Origin of the sequence: Cellulomonas alba (assembly GCF_030362835.1) — a bacterium.
GTDB lineage: Bacteria > Actinomycetota > Actinomycetes > Actinomycetales > Cellulomonadaceae > Cellulomonas > Cellulomonas alba.
Map to the genome: position 1 here is coordinate 538,966 of NZ_JAUCGQ010000001.1, position 15,240 is coordinate 554,205.

Below are 15,240 nucleotides of genomic sequence, written 5' to 3' on the forward strand. Positions count from 1 at the left end.
TGCCAGCATCGTGGGCGCACCAAACCGATCGAGGGGGCTTCGGTGAGTACCAGGACTTCCGCGCGCGCCGCGCTGCTCGTCACGGCGGTCGTCGCCGTGACCGGCGGCGTCGCGTCGTGCTCGGCGCCGCCGGCGCCGAACTGCCTGCCGTCGACGCTGCACGTGCAGCCGTCGACCTTCCGGCCGGGCAGCACCATCACGGTCTCGAGCGTCCCGGCCGTGTGCACGTTCGACCGCGGCACGTACGGCGACTACAAGATCCACCTGCGGACCGCGCGCGCGGACACCGTCCTCGGCTCGGCGGTCGCCGGCGACCACGGCGAGTTCCGCACCGTGGTCCAGGTCCCGAGCGACGTGCCTGTGGGGCGTGTCCTCATCGCCGTCAGCGGCAGCGCGTTCGACTACTGCGACGACCCCTCGGCGGGCTGCGCGGCGTTCGAGCAGCACGCGGTCGTCACGCCGGGCCACTAGCCGCGGGAGCGGCTAGATGCCGAGCTGGTAGACGCCCCAGTACGCCAGCACGACGAGCAGCACGGCCGACGCGAGCACGACGGCCCAGAGCGCGGTCACCCGCACGACACCGCGGGCGACCGCCTCGTCCGCGGCCGCGAGCAGGCGCACGCGACGCAGCAGCAGCACCGCGGCGACGACCGCGCCGATGCCGAGCAGCCGGACGAGCACCCAGCCGCCCTGCACGACGACGCCGTTGCGCTGGTAGTCGAGCGCGAGCCGCGCGATCGCGACCAGGTACCAGAGCAGCGCCACGACCGTCACGACGGCACCGCCACCCACGGCCGCGAGCCGCCACGCGACGCCGCGCCCGTACCGCACGTGCTCGTACGGCTCGCCCGGCCGGTGCGCGCGGGCGCGGGCGTGCACCACCTCCCACAGGCGCGTGAGGCCGAGCGCGAGGCCCGCGAGCACGAGCACGCCCACCGCACCGAGCACGCCGCCGAACACGAGGTTGCCGCTGCGCAGCCAGCGCGGCTGCGGCACGGGTGCGGCGACGAACTCCTGGAACGGCTGGTCCCCCGCGATCCGCGGCGGCGCGGTCGCCGTGGCGGGCAGCCCGAGCACCCAGCCGGGCAGGTCGCGCAGGAAGTCCGGCGACATCGGGCCTTCCATGCTCCCGAGGTGGAGACCGTGGTTCGCGCCCGCGTAGTACCGGACGGTCACCTGGCCGTTCCCCGCGATCGCGGTGTCGCGCAGGATCTGCTCGGCGCCCTGCACGATCGGCATCGACGCGTCCGCGGTGCCGTAGACGACGAGCACGGGCTGCGTCATCTTGCGCTGCCACGGCGTCACGTCGAAGTCCGCGTACTCGAACCCGCCGCCCGGGATCGACATGCCGACGGCGCGCGGGATCGCGCGGAACACGCCCTTCGGCACACCGGTGTTGCGCAGGTAGGAGTCGACCGCGAACGCCGCCTGCTCACGTGGCGGGACGACCGGCGCGGAGGCCAGCACGACGAACGCGAGGCGCCGGTCCTTCGCCGCCATGACGGGGCCGATCCACGCGCCCTCGCTCTCGGCATAGATGCCGACGCGGGCCGGGTCGACGCCCGGCACGGTGCGCAGGTACTCGACCGAGCGCTCGTAGTCGGCGGCCATCGTCACGTAGTCGCGGTCGCGGGTCGTGTACGTGTCGAGCCGCTTGTCGGGCACGAGCGTCGCGACGCCGGCGCGCGACAGCGCCGCCACCTGCTCGCGGAACGCGGTCTCGTGGCTGCCGGTGCCCGCACCGTGCAGGAAGACGATGCCCGGCACGGCGCCGGCGGTGCCCTGCGGCACGGTCAGCCGCGCGGTGATCGTCGCGCCGTCGAGGTGGACCGGCACGTCGCGCTGCACCGTCGCGTAGCTGCCGAGCGTCGGCGCACCGCCGATGGCGGTGGAGTCGGTCTCCACCTGGAGCGGGTCGGTGAGCGGCTGCGGGTCCCAGTCGGGCCCGAGCGACGCGCCGAGGATCGCCAGCAGGATCACGCCGACCGCGGTCGCGGCGATCACGCGGTACACCTCGCCCAGGTGCCGCTCGACCTGCTTCTGCGTCTCGCTGCGCCGCGTCCTGCGCCTCAGCACGTCAGAACCCCAGCCGGCCGAGCTGCTTCGGGTCGCGCTGCCAGTCCTTCGCCACCTTGACGTGCAGGTCCAGGTAGACGCGAGCGCCGAGCAGGCCCTCGATCCCGCGGCGGGCCTGGCTGCCGACGTCGCGCAGCCGCGCGCCGCCCTTGCCGATGACGATCGCCTTCTGGCTGTCGCGCTCGACGAACAGGTTGACGCGCACGTCGAGCATCGGCGTCCCGTCCCGCGCCGGCTCCTCGCGCGGCACGATCTCCTCGACGACGACCGCGAGCGAGTGCGGCAGCTCGTCGCGGACGCCCTCGAGCGCCGCCTCCCGCACGAGCTCGGCGACCATGACGGACTCGGGCTCGTCCGTGAGCTCGCCCTCGGGGTAGAGCGCGGGGCCCTCGGGAAGGTGGCCGACGAGAACGTCCGTGAGCTCGCCGACCTGGAAGCCGTCCTGCGCCGAGACCGGCACGACGTCGGCCCACTCCCCCAGCTGCGACACCGCGACCAGCTGCTCGGCCATGCGCGGTCGCGGCACGAGGTCCGCCTTGGTGACGATGGCGACGACGGGCGTCCCCTGGCGGTCGCGCGCGAGCTCGGCGAGCTGGTCCGCGATGAACCGGTCGCCGGGACCCACACGCTGGTCGGCCGGGATGCAGAAGCCGACGACGTCGACCTCGGTGAGCGTGTCCTTGACCAGGTCGTTGAGGCGCTCGCCGAGCAGCGTGCGCGGCCGGTGCAGCCCGGGCGTGTCGACGAGGACGAGCTGCGCGTCGGCGCGGTGCACGATGCCGCGGATGACGTGCCGCGTGGTCTGGGGGCGGCCCGAGGTGATCGCGACCTTCTGCCCCACCAGCGCGTTCGTGAGCGTCGACTTGCCCGCGTTCGGGCGGCCGACGAAGCACGCGAAGCCGGAGCGGAAGGTCATCGGGCAGCTCCCTGAGCGGTGGTGTCGTGGTGCTGGTCGTGGTCGGCCGGCGCGTCGGTCGGCGCGACGAGGCTCACGAGCACGGTCGCGAGCCGGCGGCGCCTGCCCTCGACGCGGTCCGCGACCAGGTGCAGGCCGTGGATCTCGCCGACCGAGCCGGGCAGTGGCACCTTACCCAGCGCCTTGGCCAGCAGCCCTCCTGCGCTGTCGACGTCCTCGTCGTCGACCTCGAGGTCGAACAGCTCGCCGAGCTCGTCGCGGCCGAGCCGCGCCGGCACCCGGAAGACGCCGTCGCCCAGGTCCTCGATCTCGGGCGCGTGCGGGTCGTGCTCGTCGGTGAGCTCGCCGACGATCTCCTCGAGCGCGTCCTCGATCGTGACGAGCCCCGCGATGCCGCCGTACTCGTCGACCACGAGCGCGAGGTGCGACGAGCCCTCCTGCAGCTCGCGCAGCAGCTCGTCCACGGGCTTCGACTCGGGCACGAACACCGCGGCCCGTGCGACCTGGGCCGCCGTCAGGTGGCGGCTCGCCGGGTCGGCCTCGAGGCGCGCCACGACGTCCTTGAGGTAGAGCACGCCGCGCAGCTCGTCGACGGACTCGCCGACGACGGGCACGCGCGAGAACCCCGAGCGCAGCAGCAGCGCGAGCGCCTTGGGCAGGGGCGTCTCCGCGGGCGTCGTCACCATGTCGGTGCGCGGCACCATGACCTCGCGGGTCAGCGTGTCGCCGAGCTCGAGCACCGAGCGGAACATCTCGCGCTCGTCGTCCTCGATGGCCTCGGACTCCGAGACGCGCTGCACGGCCTCGCGGAGCTCCTCCTCGTCCTGCTCAGACGTGCCGCCCTCGCCGCGCGCCGCGCCGCCCAGCCCGCCGAACACCGCCGCCCAGCCCAGCGGGCGCGCCATCAGCAGCAGCGTGCCGACCGGGTGGTGCCGGCCGAGCCGCCGCGGGCTCACCCGGACGAGCAGGAAGGCGACCAGCCCGCAGACCGCGACGGCCACGAGGAGCACGGCCCACCAGACCAGCCCGCCCGACGCGACCGCGAGCGTGATGCCGACGGTCGCCGTCATCTCGGCGAGCAGCCGGACGAACGACGCGCCTGCGGCGACGCGCGCCGAGTCCTCGACGAGGTCCCGCACGCGCAGCGCGGCGGGCCGCCGGTCCGCGATCAGCTCGGCGACGGCCGCCCGGGAGACGTGCCCGACCGCCACCTCGCCCGCCGAGAGGAGCGCCGCCGCCACGATGCCGAGCACCGCCAGGACGACGAGCAGCACGACGGGCGCATCGTTCATCGGCCGGCCAGGAACGTCAGCAGGAGACGGCGCTGCAGCGCGAACATCTCCTTCTCCTCCTCGGGCTCGGCGTGGTCGAACCCGAGCAGGTGGAGGATCCCGTGGGTCGTCAGGAGCAGCAGCTCCTCGGCGGTCGAGTGGCCCGCGGCGCGGGCCTGCTGGGCCGCCACGTCCGGGCACAGCACGACGTCGCCGAGCAGGCCGGCGGGCGTCGTCTCACCCTCGCGACCGGGGCGGAGCTCGTCCATCGGGAAGCTGAGCACGTCGGTCGGGCCCGGCTCGTCCATCCACTTGACGTGCAGGTCCGTCATCACGTCGGTGCCGACGAGCAGGATCGACAGGTCCGTCTGCGGGTGCACGTGCATCTCGTCCAGCACGTAGCGTGCGAGCGCCGCGAACTCGGCCTCGTCGACCTCGTAGCCTGACTCGTTGTTGACCTCGATGCTCATGCCGGCTCCGTCAGCTCCTGTCCCAGCGCGCGTACGCGTCGATGATGTCGCTGACCAGGCGGTGCCGGACCACGTCCGACGACGTCAGGCGGCAGAACGCGACGTCGTCCACCCCGCCGAGGATCTGCTCGACGACGCGCAGGCCGCTCGTCACGCCCGCGCCCAGGTCGACCTGCGTCACGTCGCCCGTCACGACGACCCTCGACCCGAACCCGAGGCGGGTCAGGAACATCTTCATCTGCTCGACCGACGTGTTCTGCGCCTCGTCGAGGATGATGAACGAGTCGTTGAGCGTCCGGCCGCGCATGTAGGCGAGCGGCGCGACCTCGATCGTCCCGGCCTCCATGAGCCGCGGGATCGACTCGGGGTCGACCATGTCGTGCAGCGCGTCGTACAGCGGGCGCAGGTACGGGTCGATCTTCTCGGTGAGAGTGCCGGGCAGGAAGCCGAGGCGCTCGCCCGCCTCGACCGCGGGGCGCGTGAGCACGATGCGGTTGACCGTGCGGTCGTTCAGCGCCTGCACGGCCTTCGCCATCGCGAGGTACGTCTTGCCCGTGCCCGCCGGGCCGATGCCGAACGTCACGGTGTGCCGGTCGATCGCGTCGACGTACTCCTTCTGGCCCGCCGTCTTCGGCCGGATCGTGCGGCCGCGCGTCGAGAGGATGTTGAACGTCAGGACGTCGGCCGGCCGCGCGTTCGAGCCCGCGGCGGTGAGCATCTGCACGCTGCGGCTCACGACGTCGGGCGTGAGCGGCGTGCCGCCGGCGGCGACCTCGACGAGCTCGTCGACCAGGCGCGCGACCAGCGCGACGTCGCCGGCCGGACCGGTCAGCGTGAACTCGTTGCCGCGCACGTGCACGTCCACCGTGGTGAACCCCTGCTCGATCGCGCGCAGCACCTCGTCGCGGCGACCCAGGAGCTCGACCATCGACACGTCGGCCGGGACGCTGATCCGGTGCTCGACCCGCGCGTGCGGGGCTCCCGCGGTACGCGGGGCGGGATTGGACTCGGCCATCGGCTCGGCTGGCGCCGGATCTCCTGACGAACGGCGGGACGTGTGCTGCGCCAGTCTACCGAGCAGGTGTCGCCTGGTCCCGCGTGAAAGCTCCGCGCGGCGCCCAACCGGGCCCGCACGGCCGCAGGCGCGCTAGCGTCACGCGGGTGAGCGACCCCGTCGTCGACTGGCTCCTCGACTCCGACCCCGCCATCCGGTGGCAGGTGCTGCGCGACCTGCTCGACCGGCCCGAGGCCGAGTGGCGGGCCGAGCGCGCGCGCGTCGAGACGGACGGCTGGGGCGCGCGCCTGCTCGCGCTCGAGGGTCCGGACGGCCAGTGGGCCGGTGGCGCCTTCCTGCCGGACGGCTTCACGCGCCAGCTCTGGGACGCCGAGGGGCAGCCGTGGACCGCGACGTCGCACGTGCTCACGCAGCTGCGTGAGCTCGGGCTGGACCCGTCGTCCAGGGCGGCGCGGCGGATCGTCGCCCTGCTGTCCGACGGACCGAACTGGTGGCCGGGTGCGCCGTTCTGGGGCGGCGAGACCGAGGAGTGCATCAACGGCCGGCTCGTCGCGGACGGCGCGTACCTCGGCGTGGACATGTCCGCTCTCGCGGACCGGCTCGTCGGCGAGCGGCTCGCGGACGGCGGGTGGAACTGCGAACGCGTCGAGGGCTCGGTCCGCTCGTCGTTCGACACGACGATCAACGTGCTCGACGGGCTCCGCGAGCTCGAGCTCGCGACCGGCGGCACCGCCGCGTCGCGCGAGGCACGGGGGACCGGCGAGGAGTTCCTCCTCGAGCGCACGCTGTTCCGCCGGCTGTCGACCGGCGAGCCGGCCGATCCGGACTACCTCTCGTTCGCGCACCCCCGGCGGTGGCACTACGACGTGCTGCGCGGGCTCGACCACTTCCGGCGGGCGTCCGCGCTCGACGGACGCCCGGACCCGCGCCTCGCGGAGGCCGTCGAGGTCGTGCGGCGACGGCGGACGCCCGACGGCGTCTGGCTGCTCGACCGCACGCCGCGGGGCCGGGTGTGGTTCGACGTCGACGAGGGCGTCGGGCGCCCTTCGCGCTGGCTGACGCTCGACGCGATGCGCGTGCTCCGGTGGTGGGACGCAGAGGCGTGACGCCCCTGTGGACGGCGGCGACCGGGGTGTCAGCGCCCCGACCTAACGGTGGCCGCTCCACTGCCGAGACGGGAGCCCGATGCCGAAGACGCACGACGAGACGCTCGCCCTGATCCGCACGCTCCTCGCGATCGCTGACGGCGGCTCGCCGCACGAGCCCGAGCGCGACCTGGCACGGCGGCGGGCCGAGAAGCTCATGCTGCGGCACAGCGTCGACGTGGCCGCGGTGCGGATGACCGCCGACCAGGCCCGCGCGCCGATCCGGACGGACACGCCGTTCGCGGCGGACATGTCGATGGCGGCGGTGCTGTGCGACTCGCTCGAGCCGCAGCTGCTCACGGCGATGCACCGGCACGGTGGGCTGCCGAGCGACAAGCGAGCGTTCGCCGCCGGGTTCACGGCGATGGTGACGCAACGGCTGCGCGCCTTCTACGCCGAGGTGCTGACCGAGGCGGAGGCCGAGGGGACGTCGAGCGCACTCGTCCTCGCCGACCGGGACCATGAGGTCGACGCCGCCGTGGCCGTCGCGTTCCCGCGGGTGCGCACCACGACCCGCCGGCTTTCCGGGCGCGGCTGGGCCGAGGGGGTCGCGGCCGGTGGGCGCGCGGACATCGCCGTCACGGGGCGCAAGGTCACGCGAGGGCCGGGGCGGGCGCGGACGACGTGAGCCGGGTGGGCACGTCCCGGGTCGATCCGCCCACGTCGCTGCGCGCGGGCGACGCAGGGCGAGCCGCGCCGGGGTCGAACGGCCCAGGTCGCCAGGCGGCGCCTCGGCCCGCCAGGCCCCTGCGCGCAGCCCGTCCGGCTCGTCAGCCCCAGCGGCCGAGGCGCTGGGCCAGGATCGCGAGCGCGACCGGCCCCGCCGTCGACGTGCGCAGCACGTGCGGCCCGAGGCGCACCGCGACCGCGCCGGCGTCGCGCAGCCGGTCCAGCTCGTCGTCGCCGATGCCGCCCTCGGGTCCGACGACGACCAGGCACTCGCCCGTGGTCGGCAGGACGGTCGTGGCGAGCGGCGCGGACGCCTCCTCGTGGAGCACGAGCACCGCGCCGCCCGCGGCCGTGACCTCAGCGGTCCGGGCCGCCAACAGCCGGGAGTCGTGCGGCTCGTCGACGTCAGGCACCCACGCCCGCCGCGACTGCTTCGCCGCCGCCCGCACGGTCTGCGCCCACTTGGCGCGGCTCCTCGCGCCGCGGTCGCCACGCCACTGCACGATCGACCGGTCCGCCTGCCAGGGCACGACCGCGTCCGCGCCGACCTCGGTGGCCGCCTCGATCGCGAGATCGTCGCGGTCACCCTTCGCGAGCGCCTGCACGAGCACGAGCGCCACCGCAGGCGCCGCCTCGTCGGCCCGCTCCTCGACGCGCAGCACGAGACCGTCCGGCCCCGCCGCGTCGACCACGCCGAGCAGCCGGACGCCGCGACCGTCGACCACGTCGACCCGCTCCCCCGGCGCCCGGCGCTGGACGACCGCGGCGTGGCGCCCCTCCGCGCCCCCGAGCCGGTACGAGTCGCCCGCCCGCACGCCGTCGAGCGTCCCGGGCTCCGCCAGGAAGACCGGTGCGCTCACCGGCCCGCGAGCTTGTCGCGCAGCTTCGAGAACACCCCGGGGTTCGCGGCCGCGAGGCGCGCCTCGGGGCGCTCCTCGCCGCGCAGCGTCGCGAGCCGGCGCAGCAGCTCCGACTGCTCGTCGTCGAGCGAGGTGGGCACCTCGACGTCGACGTGCACCATCAGGTCGCCGCGCCCGCCGGTGTGCAGGTGGCCGACCCCGAGGCCCTTCAGCGCGACGATCTGCGCCGGCTGCGTGCCGGGCCGCAGGTCGACCTCGCGCGCACCGTCCAGGGTGTCCAGCGTCAGCACCGTGCCGAGAGCCGCGGCGGTCATCGGCACCGAGACGGTCGCGTGCAGGTCGTCGCCCCGGCGCAGGAACGTGTCGTGCTTGCGCTCGTGCACCTCGAGGTACACGTCGCCCGCCGGTCCGCCCGCCGGGCCCGTCTCGCCCTGGCCAGTGAGCTTGATGCGCGTGCCCGTGTCGACACCTGCCGGCACGTCCACCTGCAGCGTTCGACGCGCGCGCACGCGCCCCTCGCCCGAGCAGTCGGTGCACGGCTCGGGGATCACGGTGCCGAACCCGTGGCACGCCGGGCACGGCTGCGTCGTCATGACCTGGCCCAGGAACGAGCGCGCGACGCGCTGGACCGACCCGCGGCCACCGCAGACCTCGCAGGTGCGCGGCGACGTACCGGGCCGGCAGCAGGTGCCGTTGCACGTCGGGCAGACGACGGCCGTGTCGACGGGCACCTCGCGGTGCGTGCCGAACGTGACCTCCGCGAGGTCGAGGTCGATCCGGACGAGCGCGTCCTGCCCGCGCCGGGCGCGCGGCACCGGGCCCCGCGCCGACGGGCCGCCGGTCGCCGCGCCGAAGAACGTCTCGAAGATGTCCTGGAAGCCGAAGCCGCCACCCATGCCGCCGCCGGGCGACGCGGGGTCCGCGCCCAGGTCGTAGGCGCGCCGCTTCTCCGGGTTGCTCAGCACGTCGTACGCGCGCGAGACGTCCTTGAAGCGCTCCTCGGAGGCCGCGTCGGCGCCTGCCACGTCCGGGTGGTGCTCGCGCGCGAGCTTCCGGTAGGCCTTCTTGATCTGCTCGGGCGTCGCGTCTCGCGGCACGCCGAGGATCTCGTAGTAGTCGGTCACGGGTGCGTGTGCTCGCTTCCCTGGTGCGGACGGCCGGTCGGGCCGCTCATCCGGCAAGGATCCTGGTCAGGTACCGCGCCACGGCGCGGACGGTCGACATGGTTCCGGGGTAGTCCATGCGCAACGGGCCGATGGCGCCGACGCGGGCCACGGACGCGCCGCTCTCGTCGCCGTAGCCCGACGTGACGAAGCTCGTCTCGAGCAGCCCCTCGTGCTGCGTCTCGCGGCCGATCCGGACCGCGACGGCGGCGTTGTCCTCGGCCATCTCGCCGAGCAGCCGCAGCAGCACGACCTGCTCCTCGAGCGCCTCGAGCACGGGGCCGATCGTGCGCGCGAAGTCGATGCCCGAGGATCGCGCGAGGTGCGACGTGCCGGCCAGCACGACCCGCTCCTCGCTCTCCTGCGCGAGCGTCTCCTCGACCACGCGCAGCACCGCCCGCACCATCGGCTCGTCCGTCTGCGCGAAAGCGTCGGGCACCGAGGCCAGCACCGTGGGCAGCTCGGACAGCCGGCGCCCCGCGGTGCTCGCGTTCAGCCACGCGCGCAGCCGGGCGACGATCGCCTCGTCGAGATCGGCCTCGAGCTCGAGCGTCCGTTGCTCGACGCGGCCGGTGTCGGTGATCAGCACGACGAGCAGGTGCCGCGCACCGACCGCGACGAGCTCGACGTGGCGCAGCGCCGATCGCCGCAGCGACGGGTACTGCACCACGGCGACCTGCTGGGTCAGCTGCGCGATGAGCCGGACGGCGCGGTCCACGACGTCGTCGAGGTCCACCGCGTTCTCGAGGAACGTGCCGATCGCGCGCTGCTCGGCGGTCGAGAGCGGCTTGACGGTCGAGAGGCGGTCGACGAAGACGCGGTAGCCGAGGTCGGTCGGCACGCGACCCGCCGAGGTGTGCGGCTGCGCGATGAAGCCGCCCTCCTCGAGCGCCGCCATGTCGTTGCGGATCGTCGCGGGCGAGACACCGAGCGCGTGCCGCTCGACCAGTGCGCGCGAGCCCACGGGCTCGCGCGTCGCCACGTAGTCCTCGACGATCGCCCGCAGCACGTCGAGCCGCCGGTCCTCGCTCACGCCGCCTCCTCCCGGGCCGTCCCTGCCGAGTGCACCCACGGGTAGCACTCGGCGCTCCTGAGTGCCAATCCTACGTCGGAGCGCCGATGCACCCGCGGTGCGCGGCGGCGACCTCGAGACACGCGGCGCGCGGACCGGCGACACGCCGCGACGAGCGCCTACGGTGCCGGACGTGCCCGACCGCTACGGACCCGACGTCCTCTCGTCCTCGCCCCACCCGCCGCGCACCCGGACCTCGCGCCCGCAGCCGGCCGAGCCGGGCCTCGTGGTGGAGGAGGTCACGACGGGCTGGGTCGGCGCCGTGGTCCGCGTCGAGAAGTCGGGCGGCGTCCACGTCGTCGTGCTCGAGGACCGGCGGGGACGGACCCGCTCGTTCCCGCTCGGGCCCGGGTTCTGGGTCGACGGCGAGCCCGTGGTCCTCACCGCGCCCGTGACGAGCCGCGCGCCCGTCCGCCCCACCCGCACCGCGTCGGGCTCGGTCGCGGTCCGCGACGCGCCCGCGCGGGTCGCGCGCGGCAGCCGCATCCTCGTCGAGGGCAGGCACGACGCCGAGCTCGTCGAGCGCGTGTGGGGCGACGACCTGCGCGTCGAGGGTGTCGTCGTCGAGCTGCTCGACGGCGTCGACCACCTGCCCGACGTCGTGCGCTCGTTCGCGCCCGGGTCCGGACGACGCCTCGGCGTGCTGGTCGACCACCTCGTGCCAGGCTCGAAGGAGAGCCGGATCGCCGCCGACGCGATGCGCGCGGCGCCGTCCGGGACCGTGCTGGTGCTCGGCCATCCCTACGTCGACGTCTGGCAGGCCGTGCGACCCGAGCGGATCGGCCTCACCGCATGGCCCACGATCGAGCGCGGCACGGAGTGGAAGCAGGGCGTGCTCCGCGAGCTCGGGTGGCCCGCCGCCGACCACCGCGACGTCGCTGCCGCGTGGCAGCGCATCCTGCGGTCCGTGCGCAGCTACGCCGACCTCGAGCCGAGCCTGCTCGGCCGCGTCGAGGAGCTCATCGACTTCGTCACCGCCTGACCCGTCGACGACGGCGACCCGCGGGCTCGATGCTCCGCGGGCCGCCGTCGTCCTGCCTGGTCAGAGCGGCTGCGCGATCGGCCCGCCGATCAGACGGCGGTAGGCGAAGACGCTGAACAGCATCGCGACCGGCACGCTGACGAGCGCGCCGATGCCGCAGACGAGGAACCCGACCGCCGCGATCAACCACGTCAGCACGACGACGAGGATCGACGTGCCGACGTCGCGCGTCTGGAGCGCGATGCTCTCCTTGATCGCGTCGATCGGCGGCAGGTCGCGCTGCACGAGCGAGTGGAACGCGAAGAAGCCGAAGTACCCGATGACGAGGCCCGCGAGCTGGCCGAGCACGGGGATCAGTCCGCCGACGAAGCTCGCGGCCGCGAAGATCAACGCGAGGACGAACGCCGGCCCGGCGTGCGCGAAGTCGAAGAGGTCGCCGACAGTGACCGGCTGGCCGTCCGCGATCTTGAGGCCCGTTCGGACGAACGCCGAGTAGAACAGGCCGACGAGGAACGCGGTGATCGCCGCGGCGAGCAGTCCGCCGATGCCGACGGACGAGAACAGGAACAGCGAGCTCCCCGTCCGGTCCCGGAGGTGGCTGAAGCCGCCGAGCACCGCGAACGCGAGCGCCCAGACCACGGTGATCCCGACGAACCAGATCAGCAGGCCGAAGACGAGCGTGACCCAGTTCCGGGCGAACGCGCTCCACGACCAGGACCACGCCTGGCCGATGTCCACCACCGCGGGCGGCGCGGGCTGGTAGCCGCCCGGGGCGGGCGGCGGGTACGCGCCGGCGGGCGGGTACGCACCCGGCGGGTACGCGCCGGCCGGGCCGGCCGGGGGCGGGTACGCGCCCGCGGGCGGGTAGGCGCCGGGCTGGCCGGCCGGGGGCGGGTACGCGCCGGGCTGGCCGGCCGGGGGCGGGTAGGCGCCGGGTTGGCCGGCCGGGGGCGGGTACGCGCCGGGTTGCGGGCCCGGAGGCGGGTAGGCGCCGGGCGGCGGGTACGCACCCGGCTCACCGGCCGCAGGCGGCGGGTACGCACCCGGCTGACCCGCGACGGGCGGCGGCGGAGAGGCGCCGGGCGGCGGCGGCGCAGGCGTCTCGCCAGAGGCGGGCGCGTCCGGCACCGCTGGGGCGGGGGGCGTCGAAGGGGCGGGAGGTGCGGGCGGCGTGACGGGCGCCGGGGGCGCCGCGGGCTCGCCAGGCGCGTCGGGTGCGGACGGCTCGGCGGGCGCGGGCGGCGTCACGGGCTGCGGCGCAGTCGGCTCCGCGGGCGGGTCGGTCGGCTGGTCGTCGCTCGGCGGGTTGCCGCCGGGGTTCTCGCTCATGTCGCCTCCTGGGCCAGGACGCGGGGCCGCGCCCTGGCCCGAGCGAACCGAAGCGCCGGGTGGCGTGTCAAGGAACCGCGCCCGGCCGGCGCGTTCGGGGCAGGGCGCTCACCAGCGCCGACACGCCCGCCGGCGTCGACCCGCGCGGCTCACCCGACCGCGCGCTCGCGGTAGTCGCGGTCGAGCTCCGTCCAGCGGGCGTGCCACGCGGGAGCCGGCTCCTGCGCCGACCATCCGCCGGCGTGGACCGGGCCGTCGGTCTCGAGGGACCGCGCGAGGTCCTCGAGGTGCACCTGCCAGCCCGCACCGTAGAAGTGCAGCCCCTCGACCGGGAGGCCGCGCTCCTCGACGACGAGCCGCGTGCGCGCGCCCTCGGGCGTCAGCCACGCCTCGACTTGCGCCTCGTCGTCCGTCCCGGGCGCCGTCGTGAGCAGCAGGTGGTGGGGCGCGTCGCAGGCCTCGATGGTCGCCGGACCGCTCCACGTGCTGGTGAACAGCAGCTGGACCGTGCCGCCCTGCCGGAAGTCCCCCGACACCTCGGCGATCCACCGTGCCAGCCGCTCGGGCGTCGTGCAGGCGTGCCAGAGGTCCTCGACGTCCGTCTCGAAGACGTCCTCCATGCGTACGGCGCCGCGGGTCTCGTCCAGCGCGCGCATCGTCCCGGTGATGGTCATCTCGGCGTCCTCTTCCCTCGTGCGATCTCGGTGTGCAGCGCGTCGAGGCGGTTGCGCCACAGCGCTCGGTAGCCCTCGAGCCAGTCGTCGATCTCGACGAGAGCCTCGGGACGCAGGGTGTAGATGCGGCGCTGCGCGTCGGCGTGCACGTCGACGAGGCCGGCCTCGCGCAGCACCCGCAGGTGCCGTGAGACGCCCGGCCGGGCGATCGGCAGCGCATCGGCGAGCTCGCCCGCCGTCGCCGGGCCGGCGCGGAGGATCTCGAGCACCGTCCGCCGGCTCGGGTCGGCGATCGCCTGCAGCACCGCGTCCATGGGTCGACCGTAACTCTTTGGTTACGTAACCACAAGGGTACGCACAGCCCCGGTGTACGACGTCAGGCGGCCAGCGTCCGCACGACCGCGTCCGCGAGCAGGCGCCCGCGCCGTGTCAGCACCAGGCGCCGGTCGCGCACCGCCCGCGCGCCGTCGACGAGCCCGTCCGCGACCAGCGACGCGACCGAGCCCGCGGGCAGCCCGTCGGTCGGCATGCCCTCCGCCAGCCGCACCCCGAGCATCAGGCGCTCGAGCCCGGCCGCCTCGTCGTCGAGCAGCTCGCGGCCCGCAGCGGGGCTCAGCCCGCGGGCGAGCCGGTCCGCGTAGGCGCGCGGGTGCTTGACGTTCCACCACCGCACGCCGCCGACGTGGCTGTGCGCGCCGGGGCCGACGCCCCACCAGTCGTCACCGCGCCAGTACGCGAGGTTGTGGCGGCACTCGTCCGCCGGGGTGCGGGCCCAGTTGCTCACCTCGTACCAGTGCAGCCCCGCGGCGGCGAGCAGGTCGTCGGCGAGCTCGTACTTCGTCGCCTGGTCGTCCGGGTCGGGCATCGGGAGCTCGCCGCGCCGCACCTGCACACCCATCCGCGTACCCGCCTCGACCACGAGCGCGTAGGCCGAGACGTGGTCGACGCCCGTCGCGAGCGCCGCCTCGACGGACGTTCGCCAGTCGTCGACCGACTCTCCCGGCGTGCCGTAGATCAGGTCGAGCGAGACCGCGAGCCCCGCGTCCCGCGCCCACCGGACGACGTCCGGGATGCGCCGCGGGTCGTGCGTCCGGTCGAGCGTCGCGAGCACGTGCCCGACCGCGGACTGCATGCCGAACGACACCCGGGTGAACCCGGCGGCCGCGAGCGCGGCGAGCGACTCGGGCGTCACCGAGTCGGGGTTCGCCTCGGTGGTGACCTCGGCGTCCGCCGTGAGGCCCCAGGAGGAGCGCACGCCGTCGAGCATCCTCGCGAGGTCCCCCACGGGCAGCACGGTCGGCGTGCCGCCCCCGACGAAGACCGTCGACACCTCGCGCGCCGGCAGCCCGGCGTCGGCCAGCACCCGGGCGCCCAGCGCGAGCTCGCGCAGTGCCGTGTCGGCGTACGACGCCTGGCTCGCGCCACCACCGAGCTCCGTGGCCGTGTACGTGTTGAAGTCGCAGTACCCGCAGCGCACGGTGCAGAACGGGACGTGCAGGTACACGCCGAGGCGGCGCGCGTCGGCACCCGCGCGGACGGACGCGGGCAGCGCGCCGTCGTCGGGCGCGGGCAGGCCGTCGGGCAGCGAGGGCACGTCA

General features: G+C 75.0%; 16 protein-coding genes. 4 read left to right on the forward strand and 12 right to left on the reverse strand.

The window, feature by feature from the left end; genetic code table 11:
• The first annotated feature begins 42 nt into the window (after nt 1–42).
• Entirely contained in the window at nt 43–471 is a 429-nt protein-coding gene (locus QRT04_RS02400; protein ID WP_289453288.1) for a hypothetical protein, read from the forward strand.
• Nucleotides 472–483: 12 nt separating this feature from the next.
• On the opposite strand, the gene QRT04_RS02405 is transcribed toward QRT04_RS02400, so the two are convergent.
• Genes QRT04_RS02405 through QRT04_RS02425 form a run of 5 tightly spaced genes read right to left on the reverse strand, consistent with a single transcriptional unit; the run spans nt 484 to nt 5,748 of the window.
• The gene (locus tag QRT04_RS02405) at nt 484–2,076 is read right to left on the reverse strand and encodes an alpha/beta hydrolase family protein (RefSeq protein ID WP_326522449.1); all 1,593 of its coding nucleotides are present in this window, start codon (nt 2,074–2,076) and stop codon (nt 484–486) included.
• Between the two features lies 1 nt (nt 2,077).
• Nucleotides 2,078–2,992 carry a GTPase Era gene (era, locus tag QRT04_RS02410; protein ID WP_289453289.1) on the reverse strand — a complete coding sequence of 305 codons (915 nt, stop codon included), beginning with the start codon at nt 2,990–2,992 and terminating at the stop codon, nt 2,078–2,080.
• Nucleotides 2,989–4,284, reverse strand: coding sequence for a hemolysin family protein (locus QRT04_RS02415; protein ID WP_289453290.1), 1,296 nt, complete (start codon nt 4,282–4,284; stop codon nt 2,989–2,991). The genes era and QRT04_RS02415 overlap by 4 nt, the downstream gene beginning before the upstream one ends.
• Nucleotides 4,281–4,733 carry an rRNA maturation RNase YbeY gene (gene ybeY, locus QRT04_RS02420; RefSeq protein ID WP_289453291.1) on the reverse strand — a complete coding sequence of 151 codons (453 nt, stop codon included), beginning with the start codon at nt 4,731–4,733 and terminating at the stop codon, nt 4,281–4,283. Before ybeY ends, QRT04_RS02415 begins: the two co-directional genes overlap by 4 nt.
• A gap of 10 nt (nt 4,734–4,743) precedes the next feature.
• Nucleotides 4,744–5,748, reverse strand: coding sequence for a PhoH family protein (locus QRT04_RS02425; RefSeq protein WP_289453292.1), 1,005 nt, complete (start codon nt 5,746–5,748; stop codon nt 4,744–4,746).
• A 146-nt stretch (nt 5,749–5,894) separates the two neighbouring features.
• Here QRT04_RS02425 and QRT04_RS02430 point away from each other — a divergent pair, with 146 nt between their 5' ends.
• Both QRT04_RS02430 and QRT04_RS02435 read left to right on the forward strand, forming a co-directional pair.
• The gene (locus QRT04_RS02430) at nt 5,895–6,854 is read left to right on the forward strand and encodes a hypothetical protein (protein WP_289453293.1); all 960 of its coding nucleotides are present in this window, start codon (nt 5,895–5,897) and stop codon (nt 6,852–6,854) included.
• A gap of 79 nt (nt 6,855–6,933) precedes the next feature.
• Nucleotides 6,934–7,521, forward strand: coding sequence for a hypothetical protein (locus QRT04_RS02435; RefSeq protein WP_289453294.1), 588 nt, complete (start codon nt 6,934–6,936; stop codon nt 7,519–7,521).
• 142 nt (nt 7,522–7,663) lie between these two features.
• Here the strand turns inward: QRT04_RS02435 and QRT04_RS02440 are convergent, their stop codons facing one another.
• From QRT04_RS02440 to hrcA, 3 genes are read right to left on the reverse strand one after another with little or no spacing between them, the layout of a single operon-like run.
• Nucleotides 7,664–8,422 carry a 16S rRNA (uracil(1498)-N(3))-methyltransferase gene (locus QRT04_RS02440; protein WP_289453295.1) on the reverse strand — a complete coding sequence of 253 codons (759 nt, stop codon included), beginning with the start codon at nt 8,420–8,422 and terminating at the stop codon, nt 7,664–7,666.
• Nucleotides 8,419–9,546 (reverse strand): molecular chaperone DnaJ, encoded by a 1,128-nt coding sequence (gene dnaJ / locus QRT04_RS02445; RefSeq protein ID WP_289453296.1) that lies wholly within the window; start codon nt 9,544–9,546, stop codon nt 8,419–8,421. The genes QRT04_RS02440 and dnaJ overlap by 4 nt, the downstream gene beginning before the upstream one ends.
• A 46-nt stretch (nt 9,547–9,592) precedes the next feature.
• Nucleotides 9,593–10,618 carry a heat-inducible transcriptional repressor HrcA gene (gene hrcA, locus QRT04_RS02450; RefSeq protein ID WP_289453297.1) on the reverse strand — a complete coding sequence of 342 codons (1,026 nt, stop codon included), beginning with the start codon at nt 10,616–10,618 and terminating at the stop codon, nt 9,593–9,595.
• Nucleotides 10,619–10,790: 172 nt separating this feature from the next.
• On the opposite strand from hrcA, the gene QRT04_RS02455 reads away from it, so the two are divergent.
• Entirely contained in the window at nt 10,791–11,639 is an 849-nt protein-coding gene (locus tag QRT04_RS02455; RefSeq protein ID WP_289453298.1) for a DUF3097 domain-containing protein, read from the forward strand.
• Between the two features lie 60 nt (nt 11,640–11,699).
• Here QRT04_RS02455 and QRT04_RS02460 read toward each other — a convergent pair whose 3' ends face one another.
• The 4 genes from QRT04_RS02460 to hemW all read right to left on the reverse strand — a co-directional run bounded on the left by QRT04_RS02460 (nt 11,700) and on the right by hemW (nt 15,236).
• A complete protein-coding gene (locus QRT04_RS02460) occupies nt 11,700–12,968 on the reverse strand; it encodes a hypothetical protein (protein ID WP_289453299.1) in 1,269 nt (422 codons plus the stop codon).
• A gap of 149 nt (nt 12,969–13,117) precedes the next feature.
• Nucleotides 13,118–13,642, reverse strand: coding sequence for an SRPBCC domain-containing protein (locus QRT04_RS02465; RefSeq protein WP_289453300.1), 525 nt, complete (start codon nt 13,640–13,642; stop codon nt 13,118–13,120).
• The gene (locus QRT04_RS02470) at nt 13,639–13,956 is read right to left on the reverse strand and encodes an ArsR/SmtB family transcription factor (protein ID WP_289453301.1); all 318 of its coding nucleotides are present in this window, start codon (nt 13,954–13,956) and stop codon (nt 13,639–13,641) included. The genes QRT04_RS02465 and QRT04_RS02470 overlap by 4 nt, the downstream gene beginning before the upstream one ends.
• 62 nt (nt 13,957–14,018) lie before the next feature.
• A complete protein-coding gene (gene hemW / locus QRT04_RS02475; protein WP_289453302.1) occupies nt 14,019–15,236 on the reverse strand; it encodes a radical SAM family heme chaperone HemW in 1,218 nt (405 codons plus the stop codon).
• Between the last annotated feature and the right edge of the window lie 4 nt (nt 15,237–15,240).

Excerpts from the sequence above, each read along its gene's own strand:
- QRT04_RS02470 (WP_289453301.1), bottom strand. The coding sequence starts at position 13,956 with ATGGACGCGGTGCTGCAGGCGATCGCCGACCCGAGCCGGCGGACGGTG.
- QRT04_RS02415 (WP_289453290.1), bottom strand. The coding sequence starts at position 4,284 with ATGAACGATGCGCCCGTCGTGCTGCTCGTCGTCCTGGCGGTGCTCGGC.
- ybeY (WP_289453291.1), bottom strand. The coding sequence starts at position 4,733 with ATGAGCATCGAGGTCAACAACGAGTCAGGCTACGAGGTCGACGAGGCC.
- QRT04_RS02425 (WP_289453292.1), bottom strand. The coding sequence starts at position 5,748 with ATGGCCGAGTCCAATCCCGCCCCGCGTACCGCGGGAGCCCCGCACGCG.
- era (WP_289453289.1), bottom strand. The coding sequence starts at position 2,992 with ATGACCTTCCGCTCCGGCTTCGCGTGCTTCGTCGGCCGCCCGAACGCG.
- QRT04_RS02460 (WP_289453299.1), bottom strand. The coding sequence starts at position 12,968 with ATGAGCGAGAACCCCGGCGGCAACCCGCCGAGCGACGACCAGCCGACC.
- QRT04_RS02465 (WP_289453300.1), bottom strand. The coding sequence starts at position 13,642 with ATGACCATCACCGGGACGATGCGCGCGCTGGACGAGACCCGCGGCGCC.
- QRT04_RS02435 (WP_289453294.1), top strand. The coding sequence starts at position 6,934 with ATGCCGAAGACGCACGACGAGACGCTCGCCCTGATCCGCACGCTCCTC.